General features: G+C 71.4%; 19 protein-coding genes and 1 pseudogene. 11 read left to right on the forward strand and 9 right to left on the reverse strand.

Going from position 1 to position 24,034, the window contains the following annotated elements; translation table 11 throughout:
* Positions 1 to 44: 44 nt before the first annotated feature.
* Entirely contained in the window at positions 45 to 926 is an 882-nt protein-coding gene (locus ACZ4MH_RS06675) for a Cgl0159 family (beta/alpha)8-fold protein (RefSeq protein WP_351594421.1), read from the reverse strand.
* Positions 927 to 1,032: 106 nt separating this feature from the next.
* Entirely contained in the window at positions 1,033 to 2,040 is a 1,008-nt protein-coding gene (gene iolC, locus ACZ4MH_RS06680) for a 5-dehydro-2-deoxygluconokinase (RefSeq protein WP_351594424.1), read from the reverse strand.
* 292 nt (positions 2,041 to 2,332) lie between these two features.
* On the opposite strand from iolC, the gene ACZ4MH_RS06685 reads away from it, so the two are divergent.
* The 5 genes from ACZ4MH_RS06685 to ACZ4MH_RS06705 all read left to right on the forward strand — a co-directional run bounded on the left by ACZ4MH_RS06685 (position 2,333) and on the right by ACZ4MH_RS06705 (position 7,161).
* Positions 2,333 to 3,253 (forward strand): sugar phosphate isomerase/epimerase family protein, encoded by a 921-nt coding sequence (locus ACZ4MH_RS06685; protein WP_351594427.1) that lies wholly within the window; start codon positions 2,333 to 2,335, stop codon positions 3,251 to 3,253.
* 43 nt (positions 3,254 to 3,296) lie between these two features.
* On the forward strand, positions 3,297 to 4,316 hold the full coding sequence (locus tag ACZ4MH_RS06690) for a Gfo/Idh/MocA family protein (RefSeq protein WP_351594430.1): 1,020 nt from the start codon (positions 3,297 to 3,299) through the stop codon (positions 4,314 to 4,316).
* A 60-nt stretch (positions 4,317 to 4,376) separates the two neighbouring features.
* Complete coding sequence (locus tag ACZ4MH_RS06695) at positions 4,377 to 5,237, forward strand: sugar phosphate isomerase/epimerase family protein (RefSeq protein WP_351594433.1); 861 nt, start codon at positions 4,377 to 4,379, stop codon at positions 5,235 to 5,237.
* A gap of 4 nt (positions 5,238 to 5,241) precedes the next feature.
* Positions 5,242 to 6,654 (forward strand): sugar porter family MFS transporter, encoded by a 1,413-nt coding sequence (locus tag ACZ4MH_RS06700; protein ID WP_351594436.1) that lies wholly within the window; start codon positions 5,242 to 5,244, stop codon positions 6,652 to 6,654.
* 300 nt (positions 6,655 to 6,954) lie between these two features.
* Complete coding sequence (locus ACZ4MH_RS06705; protein ID WP_351594439.1) at positions 6,955 to 7,161, forward strand: helix-turn-helix transcriptional regulator; 207 nt, start codon at positions 6,955 to 6,957, stop codon at positions 7,159 to 7,161.
* A 74-nt stretch (positions 7,162 to 7,235) separates the two neighbouring features.
* On the opposite strand, the gene ACZ4MH_RS06710 is transcribed toward ACZ4MH_RS06705, so the two are convergent.
* Positions 7,236 to 8,300 carry a LacI family DNA-binding transcriptional regulator gene (locus ACZ4MH_RS06710; protein WP_351594442.1) on the reverse strand — a complete coding sequence of 355 codons (1,065 nt, stop codon included), beginning with the start codon at positions 8,298 to 8,300 and terminating at the stop codon, positions 7,236 to 7,238.
* 181 nt (positions 8,301 to 8,481) lie between these two features.
* On the opposite strand from ACZ4MH_RS06710, the gene ACZ4MH_RS06715 reads away from it, so the two are divergent.
* Both ACZ4MH_RS06715 and ACZ4MH_RS06720 read left to right on the forward strand, forming a co-directional pair.
* Positions 8,482 to 9,483 (forward strand): Gfo/Idh/MocA family protein, encoded by a 1,002-nt coding sequence (locus ACZ4MH_RS06715; RefSeq protein WP_351594445.1) that lies wholly within the window; start codon positions 8,482 to 8,484, stop codon positions 9,481 to 9,483.
* 13 nt (positions 9,484 to 9,496) lie between these two features.
* A complete protein-coding gene (locus tag ACZ4MH_RS06720; protein WP_351594448.1) occupies positions 9,497 to 10,291 on the forward strand; it encodes a sulfite exporter TauE/SafE family protein in 795 nt (264 codons plus the stop codon).
* Positions 10,292 to 10,426: 135 nt separating this feature from the next.
* On the opposite strand, the pseudogene ACZ4MH_RS06725 reads toward ACZ4MH_RS06720, so the two are convergent.
* Positions 10,427 to 10,984, reverse strand: a pseudogene (locus ACZ4MH_RS06725) (DedA family protein); the annotation flags it as partial.
* Between the two features lie 72 nt (positions 10,985 to 11,056).
* Between ACZ4MH_RS06725 and ACZ4MH_RS06730 the strand changes: the two are divergent.
* The gene (locus ACZ4MH_RS06730; RefSeq protein WP_351594451.1) at positions 11,057 to 11,290 is read left to right on the forward strand and encodes a heavy-metal-associated domain-containing protein; all 234 of its coding nucleotides are present in this window, start codon (positions 11,057 to 11,059) and stop codon (positions 11,288 to 11,290) included.
* 5 nt (positions 11,291 to 11,295) lie between these two features.
* A complete protein-coding gene (locus ACZ4MH_RS06735) occupies positions 11,296 to 13,599 on the forward strand; it encodes a heavy metal translocating P-type ATPase (RefSeq protein WP_351594454.1) in 2,304 nt (767 codons plus the stop codon).
* Between the two features lie 607 nt (positions 13,600 to 14,206).
* Here the strand turns inward: ACZ4MH_RS06735 and ACZ4MH_RS06740 are convergent.
* The 5 genes from ACZ4MH_RS06740 to ACZ4MH_RS06760 all read right to left on the reverse strand — a co-directional run bounded on the left by ACZ4MH_RS06740 (position 14,207) and on the right by ACZ4MH_RS06760 (position 21,457).
* A complete protein-coding gene (locus tag ACZ4MH_RS06740) occupies positions 14,207 to 15,496 on the reverse strand; it encodes a citrate synthase (RefSeq protein WP_351594457.1) in 1,290 nt (429 codons plus the stop codon).
* Between the two features lie 176 nt (positions 15,497 to 15,672).
* On the reverse strand, positions 15,673 to 17,916 hold the full coding sequence (gene recD2 / locus ACZ4MH_RS06745; RefSeq protein ID WP_351594460.1) for an SF1B family DNA helicase RecD2: 2,244 nt from the start codon (positions 17,914 to 17,916) through the stop codon (positions 15,673 to 15,675).
* A gap of 381 nt (positions 17,917 to 18,297) precedes the next feature.
* Positions 18,298 to 19,155, reverse strand: coding sequence for a sugar phosphate isomerase/epimerase family protein (locus ACZ4MH_RS06750; protein ID WP_351594462.1), 858 nt, complete (start codon positions 19,153 to 19,155; stop codon positions 18,298 to 18,300).
* Positions 19,152 to 20,282, reverse strand: a complete 1,131-nt coding sequence (locus ACZ4MH_RS06755; protein ID WP_351594476.1) for a dihydrodipicolinate synthase family protein — start codon at positions 20,280 to 20,282, stop codon at positions 19,152 to 19,154. Before ACZ4MH_RS06755 ends, ACZ4MH_RS06750 begins: the two co-directional genes overlap by 4 nt.
* A 23-nt stretch (positions 20,283 to 20,305) precedes the next feature.
* Positions 20,306 to 21,457, reverse strand: a complete 1,152-nt coding sequence (locus ACZ4MH_RS06760) for a Gfo/Idh/MocA family protein (RefSeq protein WP_351594464.1) — start codon at positions 21,455 to 21,457, stop codon at positions 20,306 to 20,308.
* A 233-nt stretch (positions 21,458 to 21,690) separates the two neighbouring features.
* Between ACZ4MH_RS06760 and ACZ4MH_RS06765 the strand changes: the two genes are divergently transcribed.
* Together ACZ4MH_RS06765 and ACZ4MH_RS06770 are read left to right on the forward strand one after the other, a co-directional pair.
* Positions 21,691 to 22,824, forward strand: coding sequence for a LacI family DNA-binding transcriptional regulator (locus ACZ4MH_RS06765; RefSeq protein WP_351594467.1), 1,134 nt, complete (start codon positions 21,691 to 21,693; stop codon positions 22,822 to 22,824).
* A 26-nt stretch (positions 22,825 to 22,850) separates the two neighbouring features.
* Positions 22,851 to 23,996: a helix-turn-helix domain-containing GNAT family N-acetyltransferase gene (locus ACZ4MH_RS06770; RefSeq protein WP_351594470.1), complete on the forward strand. Its 1,146-nt coding sequence runs from the start codon at positions 22,851 to 22,853 to the stop codon at positions 23,994 to 23,996.
* Positions 23,997 to 24,034 lie beyond the last annotated feature (38 nt).

The raw sequence follows: 24,034 nt of genomic DNA on the forward strand, positions 1-24,034 counted from the left end.
CCTACTGATCACTGACAGCGACGGCTGCCTGTGGACAACTTCGGCTACAGAAGGCTGACGGCGGTATCCACAGCCCCCGCCACATCCCCGTCCACGGGGTAGAGCAGCGAGCGCCCGGCGACCAGCCCCTGCACGGTCGGCAGGTGCAGGGCCTTGCGCCACTTCTCGTACGTCGCGTCCTGGTCGGTGGCCGAGATGTCGCCGCCGAGCAGCACCGTCGGCAGCGTGGAGGTCTCGCAGACCTGCGCCATGTCGTCGGGGTCCTCGGTGACCGGCAGCTTGAGCCAGGTGTACGCGGAAGTGCCGCCGAGCCCGGAGGCGATGGCGACGGACTTGGTCACCGCCTCGGCGCTCAGGTCGTTCCGCACCTTGCCGTCGACCCGGCGGGAGATGAACGGCTCGACGAAGAGGGGAAGTTCCCGCTCGGCCATGGCGTCGATGGCGCGCGCCGTGGACTCCATGGTGTCCAGCGACCCGGCGTCGTCGTAGTCGATGCGCAGCAGCAGCTTGCCGCAGTCGAAGCGGAGCCGGGCGATGTCCTGCGGGCGGTGGCCGGTGAAGCGGTCGTCCATCTCGAAGGACGCGCCGGCGATGCCGCCGCGGTTCATCGAACCCATCACGACCTTGTTCTCCAGCGCCCCCATGAGGAGCAGGTCCTCCAGGATGTCGGCGGTGGCGAGCACGCCGTCGACGCCGGGCCGTGACAGCGCGAGCGAGAGCCGTTGCAGCAGGTCGAAGCGGTCCGCCATGGCCAGCTTGTGGTCGCCGACGGCCAGCGCGCCGCGCGCGGGGTGGTCGGCGGCGACGATCATCAGCCGGCCGCTGTCGCCGATGAGGGGGCGGCGGGTGCGGCGGGCCGCGGCTTCCGCGACGGCTTCGGGGTGCCGGGCTCGCAGCCGCACGAGGTCGGAGAGCGGTGTGGTCAAGGCGTAACTCACCTTCTTGAGCGCCCGCGATGTCCACGCGGGCGGTGTGCGGCGGTGGTCTCAGCGCTCCGCGAGGAACGCTCTCAGCGCTCCGTAAGGAACGCTCTCAGCGCTCCGCGAGGAACGCTTCGACCTCGGTGGCGGTCGGCATGGCCGAGGAGCAGGCCAGGCGGCCGGCGACGATGGCGCCGGCCGCGTTGGCGTACCGCATCATCGGCTCCAGCTCCCAGCCGGAGAGCAGGCCGTGCACGAGGGCGCCGCCGAACGAGTCACCCGCACCGAGGCCGTTGACGACCTCGACCGGGGTGGGCGGGACCTCGGCCGTGCGGCCGTCGCGGTGCACGGCGAGCACGCCCTTGGGGCCCTGCTTGATGACGGCCAGCTCGACGCCCCTGTCCAGCAGCGCCTGGGCGCACGCCTTCGGGTCGCGCAGGCCGGTGGCGACCTCGGCCTCGTCGACGTTGCCGACCGCGACGGTGGCGTGCGCCAGCGCCGCTTCGTAGTACGGACGTGCGTTGGCCATCGCCTGCGGGCCGGTCGCGCCGCCGTCCCCGGAGGCGCCGCCCTGGCCGCCCCAGAACATCGGCCGCCAGTCCAGGTCGAAGACGGTGGTGCCGGACTTGCCGCGCGCCTCCAGGGCCGCCAGCGTCGCGGAGCGGCTGGGCTCCTCGCACAGGCCGGTGCCGGTGATCCAGAAGACCTTGGCGGCCCGGATCGCGTCCTGGTCCAGCTCCTCGGGGCGGATGACCAGGTCAGGGGCCTTGGGACGGCGGTAGAAGTACAGCGGGAAGTCGTCCGGCGGGAAGATCTCGCAGAAGGTGACCGGGGTCGGGTACTGCGCGACGGGGGTCACCCAGCGGTCGTCCACGCCGAAGTCGCGGAGCGCGTTGTGGATGTACGTGCCGAAGGGGTCGGCACCGGTGCGGCTGATCACCGCGGTGCGGCGGCCCTGCCGGGCGGCGGCGACCGCCACGTTGGTGGCCGAGCCGCCCAGGAACTTGCCGAACGTCTCCACGTCGGCCAGCGAAACGCCGGTCTGCAGCGGGTAGATGTCCACCCCGATGCGGCCCATGGTGATCAGGTCAAAGCGGCCGGTGTCGATCGGCTCGGTCATGTGCGCCCCTTCGGTTCGGCCGGTGCCGGCGGTGTGGCCCCGGCCAGGTCGGCTACGACCACAGGTCTAACGGGGCGGCTCACACCCTGTCAACAGTTTGTCCTTACATTCTGACGTCGACGATGCGATGATGGCCGAGTCATGGCCGAGTCGCCGCGGGTTACAAAGTCCTTAAGTCCTTATGTCAGGACGAAGTCTTGACAGGCCCGGCAGGCCGATGAAGGCTGAGCGCACCACCACCCCACCCCGTCCCTTCCCGGTCACCGCCGACCGGTGAGAGGAGAGCCGCACCATGCCCGTACCCAGCGCAGACGTGCCCCGTCTGGACCGGCTCCGCGTCGGATCGGCACCCGATTCCTGGGGCGTCTGGTTCCCCGAGGACGACCAGCAGGTCCCTTGGGAACGCTTCCTGGACGAGGTCAGCGAGGCCGGTTACGAGTGGATCGAACTGGGACCTTACGGATACCTCCCCACCGACCCTGCCGTACTGCACGGCGAGATCGCCAAGCGTGACCTGAAGGTGTCGGCCGGCACGATCTTCACCTCGATGCACCGCGGCCCCGAGAACTGGGACGCGACCTGGCAACACGTCAGCGAGGTCGCCACGCTGACCAAGGCGATGGACGCCGGACACCTTGTCGTCATCCCGTCCTTCTGGCGCGACGACAAGACCGCCGAGCTCATCGAGCCGAGCGAGCTGACCACCGAGCAGTGGAAGCACCTCACCGGCGGCATGGAGCGGCTGGCGAAGCAGGTACGCGACGAGTTCGGCCTGGACATCGTCGTGCACCCGCACGCCGACACCCACATCGACACCGAGGAGCACGTCGAGCGCTTCCTCGACGGCACCGACTCCTCGCTGGTCAACCTCTGCCTGGACACCGGCCACTACGCCTACTGCGGCGGCGACAGCGTCAAGCTGATCAAGACCTACGGCGAGCGGATCGGCTACCTCCACCTCAAGCAGGTCGACCCCGACATCCTCGCCGACGTGCAGAGCAACGGCACCCCCTTCGGGCCCGCCGTCAAGCAGGGCGTGATGTGCGAGCCGCCGCTCGGCGTGCCGGCCCTGCCGCCGGTCCTGGAGGCCGCGCAGGCCCTGGACGTGGACCTCTTCGCCATCGTCGAGCAGGACATGTACCCCTGCCCGCCCACCCGGCCGTACCCGATCGCCGAGCGCACCCGCCGCTTCCTGCGCTCCTGCGGCGCGTAACCCCCCACTCCCCCACCCCGTACCGAAACGAGGAGCACGAACCATGACGCAGCACGGAACGCTCGGGGTCGCGGTCATCGGCACCGGCCGGATGGGCTCGGACCACGTACGCCGCCTCGAGCACATCATCAGCGGCGCGCGGGTCGCCGCCGTGGTGGACATCGACGCCGACCGCGTGAAGACCATCGCCGACGGCATCGAAGGCTGTACCCCCTACACCGACCCGGCCGCCGCGATGGACGACCCGGCGGTCGACGCCGTACTGATCGCCTCCCCCGGCCCGGCCCACGAGGCCACGCTGCTCGCCGCCTTCGAGCGGGACCTGCCGGTGCTGTGCGAGAAGCCGCTCACCCCGGACGCGGCCTCCGCGCTGCGCGTCCTGGAAGCCGAGCAGAAGCTGGGCCACCGCCGCGTACAGGTCGGCTTCATGCGCCGCTACGACGCCGACTACATGAAGCTCAAGGCCCAGCTGGACCAGGGCGCCTTCGGCCGTCCCCTGATGCTGCACAACAAGCACCGCAACCCCGCCTGCCCGCCCGGCTTCACCAACGCGATGATGATCAACGACTCGGCCGTGCACGAGATCGACGTCACCCGCTGGCTGCTGGACGAGGAGATCACCTCCGTACGCGTGCTGTTCCCGAACGCCACCGGGAAGGCCCCCGAAGGCCTGAACGACCCGCAGCTGATCCTCTTCGAGACCGCTTCCGGCCAGATCGTGGACACCGAACTGTTCGTCAACTGCGGCTTCGGCTACCAGGTCCAGTGCGAGGCGGTCTGCACCGACGGCACCGCCCGCATCGGGGACGACCGCGGCGTGTTCACCAACACCACGAACGGCTGGGGCGGCGCCATCGACCCCGGCTTCGAGGACCGCTTCGCCGACGCCTACGACCGCCAGGTGCAGCGCTGGGTGGACGCCACCCGCCGCGGCGAGGTCGAGGGCCCGAGCGTCTGGGACGGCTATGCCGCGGCCGCGGTCTGCGAGGCCGGCGTGCGCGCCCAGGAGACCGGCGAGCGGGTCGCGGTCGAGCTGGCCGAGCGCCCCGCCCTGTACCGCTGAGCGCTCCGGGCCCGGACTCTCCCCGGACTCCTCCCTGTACTTCGAAAGGCTCACCCTCCCGTGAAGATCGCCCTTGACCCGTACATGTTCCGGAACGTCCCGCTGCTCGAACTGCCCGCGCTCGTCGCCGAGCTGGGCTTCGAGTGGATCGAGCTGTCGCCGCGCGCGGACTTCAACCCGTTCTTCCTGCACCCGCGCGTGGACGACGGCACCGTGCAGAAGTTCCGCAAGGAGCTGACCGCGGCGGGCGTCGGCATCTCCTCCGTCCTCCCGCTGTACAAGTGGTCCTCGCCGGACGAGGACGAGCGGCAGGCCGCCGTACGGTACTGGAAGCGGGCCATCCAGATCACCGCCGACCTCGGGGTCTCCGCGATGAACTCGGAGTTCAACGGCCGTCCGGAGAAGGCCGACCGCAGCGAGGGACAGTTCTGGCGCTCCCTGGAGGAGCTGCTGCCGGTCTTCGAGCGGGAGGGCATCACGCTCGCGCTGGAGCCGCACCCGGACGACTTCATCGAGGACGGCCACGCCGCCGTCGACATGATCCGCGGCATCAACAACCCGCTGGTGTCCTTCTTGTACTGCGCGCCGCACACCTTCCACCAGGGCAACGACGCGCCGGGCATCCTGAAGCACGCGGGCGACCTGACCACCGCCGTCCATCTGGCCGACTCCTTCGACCACACCGGCTCCTCCGGGCTGCGCTACATCGTCAACCCGCCCGGCTCGGCCGTACGCATCCACCAGCACCTGGACATCGGCCAGGGCGAGGTCGACTTCGACGAGCTCTTCCGGGAGCTGGCCGCGAACGGCTTCGACGGCACGCTGGTCTCCTCGGTCTTCGCCTGGGAGGAGCGGGCGAAGGAGTCCTCCCGCTTCATGCGGGAGACGATCGGCGAGTACGTCACCCGGTACTGGAGCTGACCTCATGGCCACACCGACCAGACCGGGCACCGCCGTGCGCGAGGAGACCCCGCCCGCGGCCGGCAAGAAGGCCCAGCGCTTCATCGTCGGCATCGCTGCCATCGCCGCCATCGGCGGCGCCCTGTTCGGCTACGACACCGGAGTCGTCTCCGGCGCCCTCCCCTTCATGGAGGAGCACTTCGGCCTCACCTCCCTCGGGGAAGGCGTCATCACCAGCGCCCTGCTGATCGGCGCGGCGTTCGGCTCGCTGGCCGGCGGCCGCATGTCGGACCGGCTCGGCCGCCGCAACTCCCTGCTGTGGGCGGGCGCGGTGTTCATCGGGGGCGCGGTCGCCGTCGCGCTCGCGCCCTCGGTCGCCTTCATGGTGGTGGCGCGGTTCGTCCTCGGCCTCGCCGTGGGCAGCGCGTCCGTCATCACCCCGCTGTACCTCTCGGAGATCGCCCCGCCGCACATCCGCGGCCGGCTGGTGTCCTTCAACTCCCTGATGATCGTCAGCGGACAGCTGCTGGCGTACCTCATCAACGCGGTGCTCGCGCACTGGGAGGCGTGGCGCTGGATGCTCGGCCTGGCCGCGCTGCCCGCCGTCGCCCTCTTCATCGGCCTGTTCTTCCTGCCGGACACCCCCCGCTGGTACATGAGCAAGGGGCGTACGGAAGAAGCGGGCGCCGTCCTGCGGCGCACCCTGCCGGCCGGTGAAGTGGACGACGAGCTGGCCCGCATCGAGCAGGCCCGCGCCCTGGAGGCGGACGCCCGGCGCGGCGCCTGGGAGGAGCTGCGTACCCCTTGGGTGCGCCGCCTCCTCCTGATCGGCATCGGCCTGTCGATCGTCCAGCAGATCACCGGCGTCAACGCGGTCATCTACTTCGCGCCGAAGATCCTGCTGACCACGGGGCTGGGCACGAATGCCGCGATCACCGCGACCATCGCGGTCGGCGCGATCTCCGTGCTCGCCACGGCGATCGGCATGTCACTGATCGACAAGGTCGGCCGCCGCCCGATGCTGATCTGGGGCCTCACGGGGATGACCGTCTCCCTGGCCCTGCTCGGCGCGTCCTTCCACCTCCCGCGGTCCGCGGGCGTCAGCTACCTGGTGCTGGGCCTGATGGTGCTCTACATGGCCTTCATGCAGGCGACGCTGAACACCGGCGTGTGGCTGCTGCTCGCCGAGATGTTCCCCCTGAAGGTGCGGGGGCTGGCCATGGGCGCGGCGGTGTTCGTGATGTGGCTGGTCAACTTCGCGGTGGCGCTGCTCTTCCCGGTCCTGCTGGACGCGGCCGGCGCCGCCCTCACGTTCTGGCTCTTCGGCGTCATGTGCGTCCTGTCGCTGCTCTTCTGCAAGCGGTACGCGCCGGAGACCAAGGGCATGGCCCTGGAGGACCTCGAACACGAGCTGCGCAAAGCCGCGGTGCAGGCGTGACCAGGCGTACCGCGGGGTGAGCGGGGCCGGGCGAGGCGATCGCCCGGCCCCGCTGCGTACAAGGTGCGCTCCTTCTCCGTACAAGGTGCACTCCTTCTCCGTACGGAAACGGCCGTCCGGGGCACGTCACCGTCGTCACCGTTACGCGGGTCTTCGGTCACAGGCCCTCAACATCCTGACCCCGCCGCTCAAGGACGTCGTTGCACCGGGCACAGGGTGAGTGATCGCCACGCCGTACGCAGTTCCCCCGCGGGCTCTCTTCGGGCCGCCCTGCGTGCGGCCGAGGGAGGTGCGCAGAACATGACCGACCGGAGGCTCTGGTCGTACAAGGAGATCGCCGCACACATCCGGGTCCAGCCGGACACCGTGCGCTCCTATCGCAAGCACGGACTGCTGCCACCACCCGACCTCGTGGAGGGCGGCAAGCCGTACTGGTTCGCCGACACCGTGCGGGAATGGGTCACCCGCCGCCCGGGCCACCGCGGCCGTCGCGAGCGCGAGGACTGAGCCCCGCCGCCCACGGTCCACCGTCCGCCGTCCGCCCACGGCCCCGCACCGCCCCGGTGCGGGGCCGATCGGTCTTACCAGGGGGCCGCTGCCGTCCCCCGTACCTCCAATGACGGCTCCACGAGTTGGCGTTCGGCCGGGCGGTCCGGGTGGTCCATCCGGTCCAGCAGGCACCGCGCGGCCCGCCGCCCCACTTCGTGACTGGCGTTGTTCACGGTCGTCAGCCACAGGTGCCGGATCCGTGCGAGATAGGTGTTGTCGCAGCCGATGAGGGAGAGGTCGCGGGGCACGTCGAGGCCCAGCTCCTGCGCCGCCGAGAGCACGCCGACGGCCGCGATGTCGTTGAACGCGAAGACGGCGGTGGGGCGTTGCGCACCACCCGCGCGGCGTCCCGTACCGCCGAGCAGCCGCACGGCCGCCCGGTAACCGCCCTCCTCGGTCGCGTCGCTGGGCGCCATCAGCACCCTGTCGTCCAGCCCGTGCGCGCGCATCGCCGCTTCGTAACCGCGCCGGCGCAGCTCGCCGACGCTGCCCTGGCCCATGATGTGGGCGATTCGGCGGTGGCCGAGGCCGATGAGGTGCTCGGTGGCGAGCCGGGCGCCGCGCTCGTCGTCGTTGGCGACGGTGTCCACCCGGGGCAGCCGCGGGTCGTGGGTCCCGGCGACGACGGTGGGCAGCCGCCCGGCGGCCTCCGCGAGGGCGCCGGTGTCCGGCAGCGTGCCCACCGCGACCAGGCCGTCCACCCTCAGCTCGGCGAACGTACGGGTGAAGTCCTCCCCCGTGTGCCGGTTGAGCCGGCCGTCGGCCATCAGCATCCGCAGGCCGTGCGCGTGCAGCACGGAGTTCAGGCCGTCCAGCAGCTCGACGAACCAGGGGTTGCGCATGTCGTTGAGGAGCACGCCGACGGTGTGCGTGCGCCGCGCCACGAGGCTGCGCGCCGCGGCGTTGGGCCGGTAGTCCAGCTCCCGTACCGCTTCCAGCACGGCGGCCCGCTTGGCGTCGCTGACCTGCGGCGAACCCCGTAGCACGAGCGAGACCAGCGACTTGGAGACACCCGCGCGCTCGGCGACGCTGCGGATCGTCGGGGGCCTGGCGTCCGCGCCCTCCGCCCGTGCCGCCGACTCGTTGGACCGTTCCATAACGCGGAATCCTTCCATTCGCCGCACGAACCCGTCAACGCGCGACCACGCTCCTTCTCTCCCAAGGGTTGACACCACTATGTAAGGACATGCAGGGTTCCTGGACAGCGATTGGAGCGTTCCAAACGGCGGCCGCGTCCTCCCGACCGACGGCCGTGCCCACCACAAGGGAGTGGCAGCAATGAAGCTCGGCCTCATCGGCACCGGCCGCATCGGCGCGTTCCACGCCGAGACCCTGAAGAACGTCCCCGGCGTGCACGAGATCGTCGTCGCCGACGCGGACGCCGCCCGCGCCGCCGAACTGGCGGACAAGCTCGGCCTCCAGGCCGCCGCCACCCTCCAGGACATGTACGCGGGCGGCCTGGACGGCGTGGTGATCACCGCCGCCACCAGCGCCCACGCCACCCTCCTCCACCAGGCCCTGGACCACGGGGTCCCGGTCTTCTGCGAGAAGCCGGTGGCACTCGACGTCCCCGGCACCCTCGCCGTCGTCGAGCGCGCCGCGCACAGCCCCGTCCCCGTACAGATCGGCTTCCAGCGCCGCTTCGACGCGGGCTACAACGCCACCCGCGAGGCGCTGCGCTCCGGCGAGTTGGGCTGGCTGCACACCCTCCGCGCCTGCACCTCCGACCAGACGCCGCCGCCCGCCGCGTACATCCCCACCTCCGGCGGCCTCTTCCGCGACTGCTCGATCCACGACTTCGACATCCTGCGCTGGCTGACCGGCCGCGAGGTCGTCTCCGTCTACGCCCAGGGCGCCAACAAGGGCGACTCCTTCTTCGCCGACGGCGACGACGTGGACACCTGCGCCGCGCTGCTCCGCTTCGACGACGACACCCTCGCGACCGTCACCGCCACCCGCTACAACGGCGCGGGCCACGACGTCCGCCTGGAGGTCTGCGGCTCCAAGGGCGCCCGCTTCGTCGGCCTGGACGACCGCGCCCCGATGCCCACCGCCGAGGCCCGGCTCTCCTGGCAGCAGGCCACCCCGTACGCGACCTTCATGGAGCCCTTCCACCACGCGTACGTCACCGAGCTGACCGCCTTCACCGAGGTCGCGGCGGGCCGCGCGGAGAACCCCTGCCCGGCCGCCGACGCCCTCGAAGCGCTCTACGTCGCCGAGGCGTGCGAACGTTCCCGCCGCACCGGCGAGCCGGTCGCGATCGCCGACGTACGCGCCTGAGCCGCATCCCACCGTGCTCGGCCTGGGTCTCCTCCCCCTGCTCACCCTGGCGGTGGCCGCGCTGCTGGCGGGCTTCTCCAAGACCGCCCTCAGCGGCGTGGCCGCCGTCAGCGTGGCCCTGTTCGCCGCCGTACTCCCCGCCAAGGAGTCCACCGGCGCCCTGCTGCCCCTCCTCCTGATCGGCGACGTCATCGCCGTACGGACCTACCGCCGCCACGCCGACCGCCCGACCCTCCGCCGCCTCTTCCCCTCCGTCGCCGCGGGCGTCCTCGTGGGCGTCGCGTTCACCGCCCTCGCCGACGACGCCCTCATACGCCGCACCATCGGCGCCCTGCTGCTGACCATCACGGCCCACCACCTGTGGCAACGCCGCCCCCGAAAGCCCGCGCAGGCCCCCACCCGCCCCCGTACGGACGCGGCCGCCCTTCCCCCGTCCACCGGAACCGCCCGCCCCCGCGCCACCCTCCGTACCCCCTTCTACGGCCTCGTCGCCGGCTTCGCCACGATGGTCGCCAACGCGGGCGGCCCGGCGATGTCCCTCTACCTGCTCGCCTCAGGTCTCGGCATGCTCGGCTTCCTCGGCACGGCGGCGTGGTTCTTCTTCCTGGTGAACGCCTTCAAGCTGCCCTTCAGCGCGGGCCTCGGTCTGCTCACCTCGCACACCCTCCTGCTGGACGCGGCCCTCGTCCCCGCCCTCCTCCTCGGCGCCCACCTCGGCCGCCGCTGCGTCCACCGCCTCGACCAACCGCTCTTCACCCGCCTCACCCTCGCCCTCACCACAGCCGCGGCCCTCAACCTGCTCCGCTGAACGGGCGGCCAGGCGCCGCACCACCAGGTGCTGGACCAGGGCCGTCACGCCGCAGACCACCGCGGAGAGGCCGAGGCTCAGGGCGAGGGCGGGGATCAGGGAGCTGGTGGCCGTGACGCCGAGGTAGCCGATGCCGACCGAGTACGCGGCCCAGAGGGTCTCGGCGATCGCGCACCCGAGGAGGTAACGCCGCACGGGGTACCGGACCACTCCGGTGGCGAGCGCCGCGGCGACCCGCCCCGCCGGGAGGAAGCGGACGCCCGCCACGAAGGGCACGCCGTACCGGTCGATCAACAGGCTCGTACGCTCAAGGAACACCCGGCGCCGCGCGCGGCGGCCCATCCAGCGCCGCGCCGGTCCTCCGAATCTTCGTGCCGCCAAGTGCAGCGCCAGGTCACCCATGACCGCGCTCCCGGCGACGGTCAGGAGGACGAGGGCCAGGTGGAGGGTGCCGTGGGCGGCGAGGACGCCGGCCCAGGCGAGCAGGGCGGCGTTGGGCACCAGGGGTGGCGCGGTGGTCAGTGCCAGCAGTCCGTACATGGCGAGCGCGTTCACGGCGGCCCCGATCCCTCGGCACGGCGTTCCCCGTGCTCTTCCAGGCTGACCCCATACCGGCGACATGGCCAATTCCGTAGGGTTCGGGGGGATTTTTCGGCGCGGCGCGGGATACCCGCGGGATGCCCGTGCATTCATACCCCCTAGGGGTATACAGTGGAACACAGAAACACAGCACACCAACCGTCACCCCGGCACGAGGAGAATCCCATGTCCGCACCGGCCGACCAGCCCGTCACCACCACCTACAAGGTCACCGGCATGACCTGCGGTCACTGTGAGGGCGCCGTGCAGCAGGAGATCACGGAGATCGCCGGCGTCAGCTCGGTCGAGGCGACCGCCGCGACCGGGCTCGTCACCGTCGTCTCGCAGGCCCCGCTCGACGAGGAGGCCGTGCGCGCCGCCGTCGACGAGGCCGGCTACGAGCTCGCGGGTCAGGCCTGACCCCCATGCCGGACACTGACGTGCAGGCGCGGGTCGAGCTCGCCATCGGCGGCATGACCTGCGCCTCGTGCGCCGCGCGCGTGGAGAAGAAGCTCAACCGCATGGAGGGCGTCACCGCCACCGTCAATTACGCGACGGAGAAGGCGCGGGTCGCCTACGCGCCGGGGGTCGAGGTCGCCGACCTCATCGCCACGGTGGAGCGGACCGGGTACACGGCGCACGAGCCGCAGCCCGAGCCGGAGCCGGCCGCCCCCGCGCCGGGCGCGCACGAGGAGAAGGAAGCCGGGACCCAGGAGGGGCCGGACAGCGCCCTGGCGGGTCTGCGGCAGCGGCTGATCGTCTCGGCCGTGCTCGCCGCGCCCGTGATCGCGCTGTCGATGATCCCCGTACTGCAGTTCGACAACTGGCAGTGGCTGTGCCTGACGCTGGCCGCGCCGGTCGTCGTCTGGGGCGCGTACCCCTTCCACCGGGCGGCCTGGACGAACCTGCGGCACGGCGCCGCCACGATGGACACGCTGGTCTCCCTCGGCACGCTGGCCGCGTTCGGCTGGTCGCTGTGGGCGCTGTTCTTCGGGCACGCCGGGATGCCGGGGATGCGGCACGGCTTCGACCTGACGGCCCGGCACGGGGACGGCTCGTCCGCGATCTACCTGGAGGCGGCGGCCGGCGTCACCGCGTTCCTGCTGCTCGGGCGCTATCTGGAGGCCCGTTCCAAGCGGAAGGCGGGCGCGGCGCTGCGGGCGCTGATGGACCTGGGCGCCAAGGATGTGACCGTCCTGCGGGACGGCCGGGAGGTACGGGAGCCGGTGGACCGGCTGACCGTCGGCGACCGGTTCGTCGTACGGCCCGGCGAGAAGATCGCCACCGACGGGACGGTGGTGGACGGCACCTCGGCCGTGGACGCCTCGATGCTCACCGGCGAGTCCGTACCGGTCGACGTGGCACCCGGCGACGCGGTGACCGGCGCGACCGTGAACACCGCGGGGCGGCTCGTCGTGGAGGCCACCCGTATCGGGGCGGACACCCGGCTCGCGCGGATGGCGCAGCTCGTGGAGGACGCGCAGAGCGGCAAGGCCGAGGCACAGCGGCTCGCGGACCGGATCTCGGCCGTCTTCGTGCCGGTGGTGCTGGTGATCGCCCTCGCCACGCTCGTCGTCCGGCTGCTGGTGACCGGCGACGCCACCGCCGCGTTCACCGCCGCGGTCGCCGTCCTGATCATCGCCTGCCCGTGCGCGCTGGGGCTGGCCACGCCGACCGCGCTGATGGTCGGTACGGGCCGGGGCGCCCAGCTCGGCATCCTGATCAAGGGCCCCGAGGTACTGGAGTCCACGCGCCGGGTCGACACGGTCGTCCTGGACAAGACCGGCACGGTCACCACCGGGCGGATGAGCCTGTACGAGGCGGTCCCGGCGGCCGACACGGACGAGAAGACCCTGCTGCGCCTCGCCGGCGCCCTGGAGCACGCCTCGGAGCACCCGGTGGCCCGGGCGATCGCGGAGGGCGCGCAGGAGCGCGTGGGAGAGCTTCCCGCGGTCGCACGCTTCGAGAGCGTGGCGGGCCTGGGCGTACGCGGCACGGTGGACGGCCACGAGGTCGTCGTGGGCCGCGAACGCCTGCTGTCCGCCGCGGCCACTCCGGCCAGCTCAGTCGCCGAGGACGGCGCCGCGCTCCCCGCCGAGCTCGCCGCCGCCCGGGAGCACGCCGAGGCCGCGGGCCGTACGGCCGTCCTGGTCGCCTGGGACGGGCGGGTGCGCGGCGTGCTGTCCGTCGCCGACACCGTGAAGGACGGCAGTACGGAGGCGGTCGCGCGGCTGCGGTCGCTCGGGCTGACCCCCGTACTGCTCACCGGCGACAACAAGGCCGTCGCGGCGAGCGTCGCCCGCGAGGTCGGCATCGACCCCGACCAGGTCTTCGCCGAGGTCATGCCGGAGGACAAGGTCGCGGTGGTACAGCGGCTGCAGGAGCGGGGCCGGACGGTCGCGATGGTAGGGGACGGCGTGAACGACGCCGCCGCGCTCGCCAGGGCCGACCTGGGCCTGGCCATCGGTACCGGTACGGATGCGGCCATCGAGGCCGCCGACCTCACCCTCGTACGGGGGGACCTCCGGGTCGCGGCGGACGCCATCCGGCTCTCCCGGCGCACCCTCGGAACGATCAAGGGCAATCTGTTCTGGGCGTTCGGCTACAACGTCGCGGCGATCCCGCTCGCGGTGGCCGGGCTGCTCGACCCGATGATCGCGGGGGCGGCGATGGCGTTCTCGTCGGTCTTCGTGGTGACGAACAGCCTGCGGCTGCGGTCCTTCACGTAGGAGACTTCGTGGGGTAGCACGCAGGAGACTTCGTGGGGCAGGCGGCCGTGTCGCGGAAGGGAGCTCCCGGAAAGCGCGCAGGGTCCCGGGAGTTCCCGTTCTTCGCACAGTAACTGGGTGGGGTTCTTCACCTGATTGGGGACCTTCACACAGTTCTCACAACCCGCACCGTACCCATACACTGGGGCCCCGATCTCCTGATCGGGGCTCTTGACCGTATTCGCCCGATATGGCAAGAGACCCAGATCACAGAGGTTCGGACGTAACCATTCGAGGGGGTCGTGAGTCTAACCGTGCAGTACAAGCACCCCGGCGGGGCTTGTACCGACAACCGGACCGGTCTTGGGGGACTTCGTCCGGTTATGCGTGGCCGGGGCGACGTGCCCGGGGAGCTTTGAGCGGCCCTCCCGTACGTGCGCGTCCCGGCAGCTCGCGCAGCAGTAGAGCAGGGTGCCCTCAATGGACGCCCGGACGGATCCCGTGGGGGGAATCCGACCCGGGAAAGGGAAGCGCCCCCCGCTCCGGACCCGTGGGGGGATCTGGAGCGAGGGGCGCTTTTCGCTTTCCGCCGGCCCGCATCGCGGGCCGGCGGACGGCAAGCCTGGTGTCAGCGCTGCTCGACCGGCACGAAGTCGCGCTCGACCACGCCGGTGTAGATCTGGCGCGGACGGCCGATGCGGGAGCCGGGCTCCTTGATCATCTCGTGCCACTGGGCGATCCAGCCGGGCAGCCGGCCGAGCGCGAAGAGCACGGTGAACATCTCGGACGGGAAGCCCATGGCCCGGTAGATCAGGCCGGTGTAGAAGTCGACGTTCGGGTAGAGCTTGCGCTCGACGAAGTAGTCGTCGGAGAGCGCGTGCTCCTCCAGCTTCAGGGCGATGTCCAGCAGCTCGTCGGACTTGCCGAGCGCGGAGAGGACGTCGTGCGCCGCCGCCTTGATGATCTTCGCCCGGGGGTCGAAGTTCTTGTAGACGCGGTGCCCGAAGCCCATGAGCTTCACGCCGTCTTCCTTGTTCTTCACCTTGCGGATGAAGGTGTCGACGTCGCCGCCGTCGCGCTGGATGCCTTCCAGCATCTCCAGCACGGACTGGTTCGCACCGCCGTGCAGGGGGCCCCACAGCGCGTTGATGCCGGCCGAGATCGAGGCGAAGAGGTTCGCCTGCGAGGAGCCGACCAGGCGCACGGTCGAGGTCGAGCAGTTCTGCTCGTGGTCGGCGTGCAGGATCAGCAGCTTGTCCAGGGCGCTGGTGACGACCGGGTCCAGGTCGTACTCGGCGGCGGGCACCGAGAAGGTCATGCGCAGGAAGTTCTCGACGTAGCCGAGGTCGTTGCGCGGGTAGACGACCGGGTGGCCGACCGACTTCTTGTACGCGTACGCCGCGATCGTCGGCAGCTTGGCCAGCAGCCGGATGCTGGAGAGGTAGCGCTGCTGCTCGTCGAACGGGTTGTGGCTGTCCTGGTAGAACGTGGACAGCGCGCTGACGACCGAGGACAGCATCGCCATCGGGTGGGCGTCCCGCGGGAAGCCGTCGTAGAAGCGCTTGACGTCCTCGTGGAGCAGCGTGTGGTAGGTGATGTCCTCCTTGAAGGAGGACAGCTCGTCGACGGTCGGGAGCTCGCCGTTGATGAGCAGGTACGCGGTCTCAAGGAACGTGCTGCGCTCTGCGAGCTGCTCGATCGGGTAGCCGCGGTACCGGAGAATGCCCGCTTCACCGTCGAGATAGGTGACCGCGGATTTATACGCAGCGGTGTTGCCGTAACCGGAATCCAGGGTCACCAGACCGGTCTGTGCGCGCAGCTTCGAGATGTCGAAGCCCTTGTCGCCGACGCTGCTGTCGACGACCGGGTAGCTGTATTCGCCGTCCCCGTAACGCAGTACTACAGAGTTGTCGCTCACGTCATCCCTCACCGACGTTGTGCCTCTTCTTCGAGGTGCCCTGACTGCCTATACCTTCCCCCATTTGGACCTTGCCTGTGCACTCGGGGTCGGCCATAGGGCCCTAAGACGGCACTCAGTGCCGCCCAGCTGCCCATCTTGCGCCCCTTCGCCCCAATGGGGAAAGGGGTGACACCTCACATCGTGCCGCCAAGCCGGTGATCCAGCGCGGTATGCCTGCGACCCGCCGATATCGTCCGCACCGCCTGGCCCAGCGCCTTGCGCGACCCCACCAGCACCACCAATCGCTTCGCCCGGGTAACCGCCGTATAGAGAAGATTGCGCTGCAGCATCATCCACGCTCCTGTCGTGACGGGAATCACCACTGCCGGATACTCACTTCCCTGCGAACGGTGGATCGTCACGGCATACGCGTGCGCCAGCTCGTCCAGCTCGTCGAAGTCGTACGGCACCTCCTCGTCCTCGTCGGTCAGCACGGTCAGCCGCTGCTCCTCGATGTTCAGATTCGTGACCACCCCCACCGTGCCGTTGAAGACGCCGTTGCGGCCCTTCTCGTAGTTGTTCCGGATCTGGGTGACCTTGTCGCCGACGCGGAAAACCCGGCCGCCGAAGCGGCGCTCGGGGAGGTCGGGGCGGGCCGGGGTGACCGCCTGCTGGAGCAGGCCGTTCAGCGCGCCGGCGCCGGCCGGGCCGCGGTGCATCGGCGCCAGCACCTGCACGTCCCGCCGCGGGTCGAGGCCGAACTTCGCCGGGATCCGACGGGCCGCCACATCGACCGTCAGCCGCCCCGCCTCCTCGGTGTCCTCCTGCGGGAAGAGGAAGAAGTCGGGCATCCCGGTCGTGATCGGCAGCGTGCCGGCGTTGATCCGATGTGCGTTGGTCACCACTCCCGAATGCTGCGCCTGCCGGAAGATCCGGGTCAGCCGTACGGCCGGCACCGGGCTGCCGTCCGCGAGCAGGTCGCGCAGCACCTCCCCCGCCCCCACGGAGGGCAGCTGGTCCACATCGCCCACGAGGAGCAGGTGCGCGCCCGGCGGCACGGCCTTGATGAGCTTGTTGGCGAGCAGCAGGTCCAGCATCGACGCCTCGTCGACCACCACCAGGTCGGCGTCCAGCGGACGGTCCTGGTCGTACGCGGCGTCCCCGCCGGGCTTCAGCTCCAGCAGCCGGTGCACCGTGGCGGCCTCCGCGCCGGTCAGCTCGGCCAGCCGCTTGGCGGCCCGCCCGGTCGGCGCCGCCAGCAGCACCTGCGCCTTCTTGGCGCGCGCCAGCTCCACCACCGAGCGGACCGTGAAGGACTTGCCGCAGCCGGGGCCGCCGGTGAGCACCGCGACCTTCTCGGTCAGCGCCAGCTTCACCGCCGCCTCCTGCTCGGGCGCCAGCTTCGCTCCCGTACGGTCGGCGAGCCACGCCAGCGCCTTGTCCCAGGGCACGTCGTGGAAGGCCGGCATCCGGTCCTCCCCGGCCCGCAGCAGCCGCCGCAGCCGCCCGGCCAGGGACAGCTCGGCGCGGTGGAACGGGACCAGGTACACGGCCCTTATGGGCTCACCGCCCTCAGGGGCGGGGACGGTCTCCCGTACGACGCCCTCCGGGTCCTCGGCCAGCTCCGCCAGGCAGTCGATGACCAGCCCCGTGTCCACCTGGAGCAGCTTCACCGAGTCGGTGATCAGCTGCTCCTCGGGCAGAAAGCAGTGTCCCTGGTCGGTGGACTGGGACAGCGCGTACTGCAAACCGGCCTTCACCCGGTCCGGGCTGTCGTGCGGGATGCCCACCGACTGGGCGATGCGGTCCGCGGTCAGGAAGCCGATGCCCCAGACGTCGGCGGCGAGGCGGTAGGGCTGGTTCCGTACGACGGAGATGGACGCGTCGCCGTACTTCTTGTAGATCCGCACCGCGATGGAGGTGGACACTCCGACGCCCTGCAGGAAGACCATGACCTCCTTGATGGCCTTCTGCTCCTCCCAGGCCGCGCCGATCATCTTCGTCCGCTTCGGCCCGAGCCCCGGCACCTCGATGAGGCGCTTGGGGTCCTGCTCGATGACGTCGAGGGTGTCCGTGCCGAAGTGCTCGGTGATCCGGTCGGCGATCCGCGGGCCGATGCCCTTGATCAGGCCGGAGCCGAGATAGCGGCGGATGCCCTGCACCGTGGCGGGCAGCACCGTCCGGTAGTTCTCGACGGTGAACTGGCGGCCGTACTGGGGGTGAGAGCCCCAGCGGCCCTCCATGCGCAGCGACTCGCCCGGCTGGGCGCCGAGCAGCGCCCCGACGACCGTGAGCAGGTCATTGCCGCCGCGGCCGGTGTCGACGCGCGCGACGGTGTAGCCGTTGTCCTCGTTGGCGTAGGTGATCCGCTCCAGGACGCCTTCGACGACGGCCTGGCCGGGTGGGTTGTTCGGGCCTCCCCCGCGCGTTCGCTGCATGGAACCGAAGGTACCGCCGGGATCGGACATCGCCGGGGGCCTGTGGACAACCCGGCGGCGGGGCCTGTGGATTGTCCGTTGCGGGCCTGTGGGATGCCCGGCTGCGGGCCTGTGGGCTCTCCGGCGGCCGGACGTTTCGAGGGGCCCGGCGTGCTGCCGGGCCCCTCGGTTCCCCCGTGGTCCCCCCTCTTCATCGCCGCCTGACCATCCCCCCGGATTCCCCCCTCAGGCACCGACTGTCCAGTACGACCTCCAAGTGGCCGGAACGGTTGCGCGGTTCCGCCCCTCTTTCGGCGCAGTTCGTCTCGCGGCCCGCGCCCGTACGCACGGCGCGCACGGCGCGTTCAGCCGGGCCCCCGAGCTCTCTTGCGCGCGCCCGCCTCACTCTGCGCGCAGCACGTGCTCCCGGTAACGGGCGATCACCTCGGCCAGTACCTCGGCCCCGTCCCGCTCCCACAGGCCCGGGTTGAAGATCTCGACCTCGATGGGCCCGTCGTGCCCCGCCGCCTCGGTCCGTTCGCGGAACCACCGCAGGTCCACCGCCCCGTCCCCGAGCTGTCCGCGACCGAGCAGCACCCCTTCGGGCAGCGGGGTCACCCAGTCGGCGAGCTGGAACGCCGCGAGGCGCCCGCCGCGCCCCGCCCGCTCGATCCCCTCCCCGACCGTGTCGTCCCACCACAGGTGGTACGTGTCCACGACCACCCCCACCTGCTCCACGGGGAACCGCTCGGCGAGGTCCAGCGCCTGGGCGAGCGTGGAGACGACGCAGCGGTCCGACGCGTACATCGGATGCAGCGGCTCGATCGCCAGCCGTACGCCCCGCTCGGCGGCGTAGGACCCCAGCTCGGCCAGCGCCTCGGCCACCCGCTCCCGCGCGCCGTGCAGGTCCCGGCTACCGGGCGGCAGGCCGCCGGACACCAGGACGAGCGTGTCCGTACCGAGGGTCGCGGCCTCGTCGAGCGCCGCCCGGTTGTCGTCCAGCGCGGCGGCGCGCGCCTGAGGATCGGTGGCGGTGAAGAAGCCGCCCCGGCACAGGCTGGTGACGGTCAGCCCCGCCTCCCGCATGAGCTTGGCGGCCGCGTCGACGCCGTACTTCTGTACCGGCTCGCGCCACAGGCCCACGTGGCGCAGCCCGGCCGCCGCGCAGCCGTCCGCCAACTCGGGCAGCGACCACTGCTTGACCGTCTCCTGGTTGAGGCTGAGGCGCGCGAGGTCGCCGTTCGTGCCGCGGCCGGTCATGCGTCTCCTCCGAGTACGGCGGTCAGCTTCGCCATCCGGTGCCGGGCCAGCTCAGGATCCGGGAACAGGCCGAGCCCGCCCGCCAGTTCGTACGCGCGGCGCAGATGCCGCAGCGAGCGGGCCGACTGCAGGCCGCCGGCCATCGTGAAGTGCGCCTGGTGGCCCGAGAGCCAGGCCAGGAAGACGACGCCGGTCTTGTAATAGCGGGTCGGCGCTTCGAAGAGGTGCTGGGCCAGCTCCACGGTGGGGTCCAGGACCTTGTGGAACGCGGCGGTGTCCCCGGTGTCCAGCAGGCGCACGGCCTCGGCGGCCAGCGGCGCGAGCGGATCGAAGACGCCCAGCAGGGCGTGGCTGAAACCGCGTTGGTCACCGGCGATCAGTTCGGGGTAGTGGAAGTCGTCGCCCGTGTAGCAGCGCACGCCGTTCGGCAGCCGGCGGCGCAGCGCCACCTCCCGGTCCGCGTCGAGCAGTGAGACCTTCACGCCGTCGACCTTGTCCGGGTGCTCGGCGATGATCTGCAGGAACGTCTCGGTGGCCGCGTCGAGACCGTCGCTGCCCCAGTAGCCCTCCAGCGCCGGGTCGAACATCGGGCCGAGCCAGTGCAGGATGACCGGCTCGCTGCTCTGCCGAAGCAGGTGCCCGTACAGCTCCGCGTACGCATCGGGACCGGCCGCGACCGCCGCCAGCTGCCGCGACGCCATCAGGATCGGCTGCCCGCCGGACTCCTCCACGAGGGCGAGCTGCTCCTCGTAGGCGGCGCGCACGTCCGAGAGCCCCGCCTTCCCGGGCGGGAGCTGGTCGGTGCCCACTCCGCAGGCGATCCGGCCGCCCACCGCCCTGGCCTCGGCGGCCGACCGCCGGATCAGCTCGGCGGCGGTCGCCCAGTCCAGTCCCATGCCGCGCTGCGCGGTGTCCATGGCCTCGGCGACGCCCAGGCCGTGCGCCCACAGGTGGCGCCGGAAGGCGAGCGTGGCGTCCCAGTCCAGCACGGCGGGACCGTCGGGGGTGGTGTCGGCGTCCGGATCGGCGACAACGTGCGCGGCGGCGAAGACGGTACGGGAGGTGAAGGGGACCGCTGTGCCTACGGGCGCGGCGCTCGCAGGCGTGGCTTCGGATGCAGCGCTCAGGGGCGTGGTTTCAGACGCGGCGCTCACAGGCTCAGCTCCGGTACGTCCAGGCGGCGTCCTTCTTGTGCCGAGCGGATGCCCAGTTCGGCGAGGTGCACGCCGCGCGCGCCCGCCATGAGGTCCCACCGCCACGGCTCGTCGAGCACCACGTGGCGCAGGAAGAGTGACCACTGCTCCTTGAAGCCGTTGTCGAACGTCTCGTTGTCGGGCACCTCTTGCCACTGCGCCCTGAAGTCCTCCGTGGCCGGCAGGTCCGGGTTCCAGACCGGCTTGGGGGTGGCGGAACGGTGCTGGACCCGGCAGCGGCGCAGGCCCGCGACGGCCGACCCCTCCGTGCCGTCCACCTGGAACTCCACCAGCTCGTCCCGGTTGACGCGCACCGCCCAGGAGGAGTTGATCTGCGCGACAGCGCCGCTCGCCAGCTCGAAGATCCCGTACGCGGCGTCGTCGGCGGTCGCCTCGTACGGCTTCCCGGCCTCGTCCCAGCGGCGCGGGATGTGGGTCGCCAGCTGGGCCTGGACGGTGCGTACCGGCCCGAACAGCTCGTGCAGCACGTACTCCCAGTGCGGGAACATGTCCGTCGCGATGCCGCCGCCGTCCTCGGCCCGGTAGTTCCACGACGGGCGCTGCGCCTCCTGCCAGTCACCCTCGAAGACCCAGTAGCCGAACTCGCCCCGTATGGACAGAATGCGCCCGAAGAAGCCGCCGTCGATGAGCCGCTTCAGCTTCAGCAGGCCCGGCAGGAAGATCTTGTCCTGGACGACGCCGTGCTTGATGCCGGCATCGCGGGCCAGCCGCGCCAGTTCGAGCGCACCGGTGAGTCCGGTGGCGGTGGGCTTCTCCACGTAGAGATGCTTGCCCGCGGCGATCGCCTTCTTGACGGCCTCCTCGCGGGCGGCGGTGACCTGCGCGTCGAAGTAGATGTCGATGCTGTCGTCGGCCAGCACCGCGTCCAGATCGGTGGACCACTCCGTGAGGCCGTGCCGGTCGGCCATGGCCGCGAGCTTGTGCTCCGCGCGGCCGACCAGGACCGGTTCGGGCCAGATCACCGTGCCCCCGCCCACGTCCAGGCCGCCCTGCTCGCGCAGGGCGAGGATCGAGCGGAGCAGGTGCTGGCGGTAGCCCATGCGCCCGGTCACGCCGTTCATGGCGATCCGTACGGTCTTGCGTGTCACAACCCGACCCCTCACATCAACCGGTGGTACCGGTCGCGGCCCACGTGGTCCGCGAACGGACAAGCACACGGAAAGCGCCGGCGAAGGGCGCGCGGCGCCCAGTGCCCGGAGTTGCTCACTCGGTCACGCATAGAAAGCGCTTTCCATCGCGAGAGAAGCTAGCCTGCGACGCGAGGCGCCACAAGAGGGGCGACGCCGTGCGTGGCGCCGCAGGAAGGGGGACGGGGAGCGATATGACCGTGACACTGGCGGACGTCGCCGCGCGGGCGGGAGTCTCGGCGGCGACCGTCTCACGCGTGCTGAACAGCAACTATCCGGTGGCCGAGGCCACCCGCGACCGAGTACTGCGAGCGGTCGCGGAACTGGAGTACGTCGCGAACGGACCGGCCAGCGCGCTCGCCGCCGCCACCTCCGATCTGGTCGGCATCCTCGTCAACGACGTCGCCGACCCGTTCTTCGGAGTACTCGCGAGCGCGGTGCAGTCGGAGATGAGCGGCGACGGCACCTCCGGCGGCGAGAAGCTCGCCGTGGTGTGCAACACCGGCGGCTCACCGGAGCGCGAACTGACCTACCTCACGCTGCTGCACCGCCAGCGGGCCGGCGCCGTGGTGCTGACCGGCGGCGCGACCGAGGACCCCGCGCATACGGCGGCGTTGGCGGCCCGGGTGGCGCGGCTGTCCGCGGCGGGGACCCAGGTCGTACTGTGCGGCCGTCCTCCGCTGCCGTCGTGGACACCGGCGGGCGACGGGCGCGCGGCGGAGGGGACGGCGGCGGCTTCCTCAGCTGCGGGTTCCTCGGCTTCCGCTGCCGGCGCGGGGCCTGCTCCGCTGACCGTCGCGTTCGACAACCGGGGCGGCGCGCGGTCGCTGACCGAGCACCTGGTCGCCCTCGGCCACCGCCGCATCGGATGCGTGGCGGGTCCTGAGGGGCTCACCACCACCCGGCACCGACTGGAGGGGCACCGCGCCGCCCTCGCGGCGCACGACATCGCGGACGCGCCCGGCCGCACGGTCCACGGCGCCTACGACCGGGCCTCCGGCTATGCGGCGGCCCACGAGCTCCTCCGGCGGGACGAGGATCTGACCGCCGTCGTCGCGGCCAACGACACGGTCGCGCTCGGCGTCTGCGCCGCGCTGCGCGAGCACGGGCTGCGGGTCCCTGAGGACGTCTCGGTCGCCGGCTTCGACGACCTGCCCTTCAGCATGGACGCGGTGCCCGCGCTGACGACCGTCCGGCTGCCGCTGACCGAGGCCGGAGCGCGGGCCGGGCGGCTGGCGATGGGCCGGGAGCCGGCGCCGGCGGACGGCGTGGCGCTGCTTTCATCCGAATTGGTGATACGCAAGTCGACGGCTGCGCCCTATTCTTGACTCAGTCAAGGTTTTTGGGGGATGCCATGACCGTCCAGGAATTCCGCCGCTTCAACCGCTTCTACACCAATCTCATCGGCGCGCTCGACTACGGCCGCCACCTCTACAGTCCGTACACGCTCACCGAGGCCCGCCTGCTGTACGAGCTCGCCAACAGCACTGGTCAGGTGGACGCCGCGGACCTGCGCGTCACGCTCTCGCTCGACGCGGGGTACCTCAGCCGTCTGCTCGGGAAGTTCGAGGAGCGCGAGCTGATCACCACGGGCCGTTCGGAGCAGGACTCGCGGCGCCGGCGCATCACGCTCACCCCGCACGGCCGGGAGGCGGCGTCGACCCTGGAGGAGCGGTCGCAGGACAGCGCCGGCCGACTCCTGGAGCAGCTGCCCGGACCGGACCGCGCCCGGCTGGCGGAGTCGATGGCGACGATCCGCGAACTGCTCGGCGACCCCGGCCCACCGGGCGCCGACGCGCCGGGCGCTGGTCCGGCGCCTCCTTCCGACACCCCTCCCGGGTCGGCGTCGGACCTGGTGACACTGCGGACCACGCGCCCCGGCGACCTCGGCTGGATGGTGCAGCGCAACGCCGAGCTCTACGCCCGCGAGTACGGCTTCGACCTCTCCTACGAAGCGCTGGTGGCCCGCATCGTCGCCGAGTTCGCCGAGCACTTCGACCCGCACTGGGACCGCGCCTGGATCGCCGAGCTGAACGGCAAACCTGCGGGCCAGGTGATATGCGTGCGGGGCCGGACGGAGGGGGATGCGCAGGCCGATGGCGCGGAGGAGGGCGCGGGCAGGGGCGGGGACGCGGGCAAGGTCAGGGGCGCGGACAGGGGCGGGGACGGAGCCGAGGCGGAAGACGGAGGCGGGGTCGAGAGTGGAGACGGGGACAGGAGTGGACGCGGCGGTCATCGCGAGCGGATACGCACGGCTCGGCTGCGGTTGCTGCTCGTGGAGCCGGAGGCGCGCGGTCATGGCATCGGCGGGCGGCTGGTGGCGGCCTGCACGGACTTCGCCCGGGACGCCGGGTACGAGGAGCTGGTGCTGTGGACCAACAGCGTCCTGACGTCCGCCCGGCGGATCTACGAGCGGGCCGGGTTCGAGCTGGTCGCCGAGCGGCCGCACCACAGTTTCGGACAGGACCTGGTCGGGCAGGACTGGCGACTGCGGCTATGAGCCGTCGGCCGAGGCGGTGAACCGCCGGCTGGGGCTGT

This window comes from Streptomyces sp. NPDC026301, from assembly GCF_055567935.1.

Excerpts from the sequence above, each read along its gene's own strand:
- iolC (WP_351594424.1), bottom strand. The coding sequence starts at position 2,040 with ATGACCGAGCCGATCGACACCGGCCGCTTTGACCTGATCACCATGGGC.
- ACZ4MH_RS06685 (WP_351594427.1), top strand. The coding sequence starts at position 2,333 with ATGCCCGTACCCAGCGCAGACGTGCCCCGTCTGGACCGGCTCCGCGTC.
- ACZ4MH_RS06690 (WP_351594430.1), top strand. The coding sequence starts at position 3,297 with ATGACGCAGCACGGAACGCTCGGGGTCGCGGTCATCGGCACCGGCCGG.
- ACZ4MH_RS06700 (WP_351594436.1), top strand. The coding sequence starts at position 5,242 with ATGGCCACACCGACCAGACCGGGCACCGCCGTGCGCGAGGAGACCCCG.
- ACZ4MH_RS06705 (WP_351594439.1), top strand. The coding sequence starts at position 6,955 with ATGACCGACCGGAGGCTCTGGTCGTACAAGGAGATCGCCGCACACATC.
- ACZ4MH_RS06710 (WP_351594442.1), bottom strand. The coding sequence starts at position 8,300 with ATGGAACGGTCCAACGAGTCGGCGGCACGGGCGGAGGGCGCGGACGCC.
- ACZ4MH_RS06715 (WP_351594445.1), top strand. The coding sequence starts at position 8,482 with ATGAAGCTCGGCCTCATCGGCACCGGCCGCATCGGCGCGTTCCACGCC.
- ACZ4MH_RS06730 (WP_351594451.1), top strand. The coding sequence starts at position 11,057 with ATGTCCGCACCGGCCGACCAGCCCGTCACCACCACCTACAAGGTCACC.
- ACZ4MH_RS06735 (WP_351594454.1), top strand. The coding sequence starts at position 11,296 with ATGCCGGACACTGACGTGCAGGCGCGGGTCGAGCTCGCCATCGGCGGC.
- recD2 (WP_351594460.1), bottom strand. The coding sequence starts at position 17,916 with ATGCAGCGAACGCGCGGGGGAGGCCCGAACAACCCACCCGGCCAGGCC.
- ACZ4MH_RS06750 (WP_351594462.1), bottom strand. The coding sequence starts at position 19,155 with ATGACCGGCCGCGGCACGAACGGCGACCTCGCGCGCCTCAGCCTCAAC.
- ACZ4MH_RS06765 (WP_351594467.1), top strand. The coding sequence starts at position 21,691 with ATGACCGTGACACTGGCGGACGTCGCCGCGCGGGCGGGAGTCTCGGCG.
- ACZ4MH_RS06770 (WP_351594470.1), top strand. The coding sequence starts at position 22,851 with ATGACCGTCCAGGAATTCCGCCGCTTCAACCGCTTCTACACCAATCTC.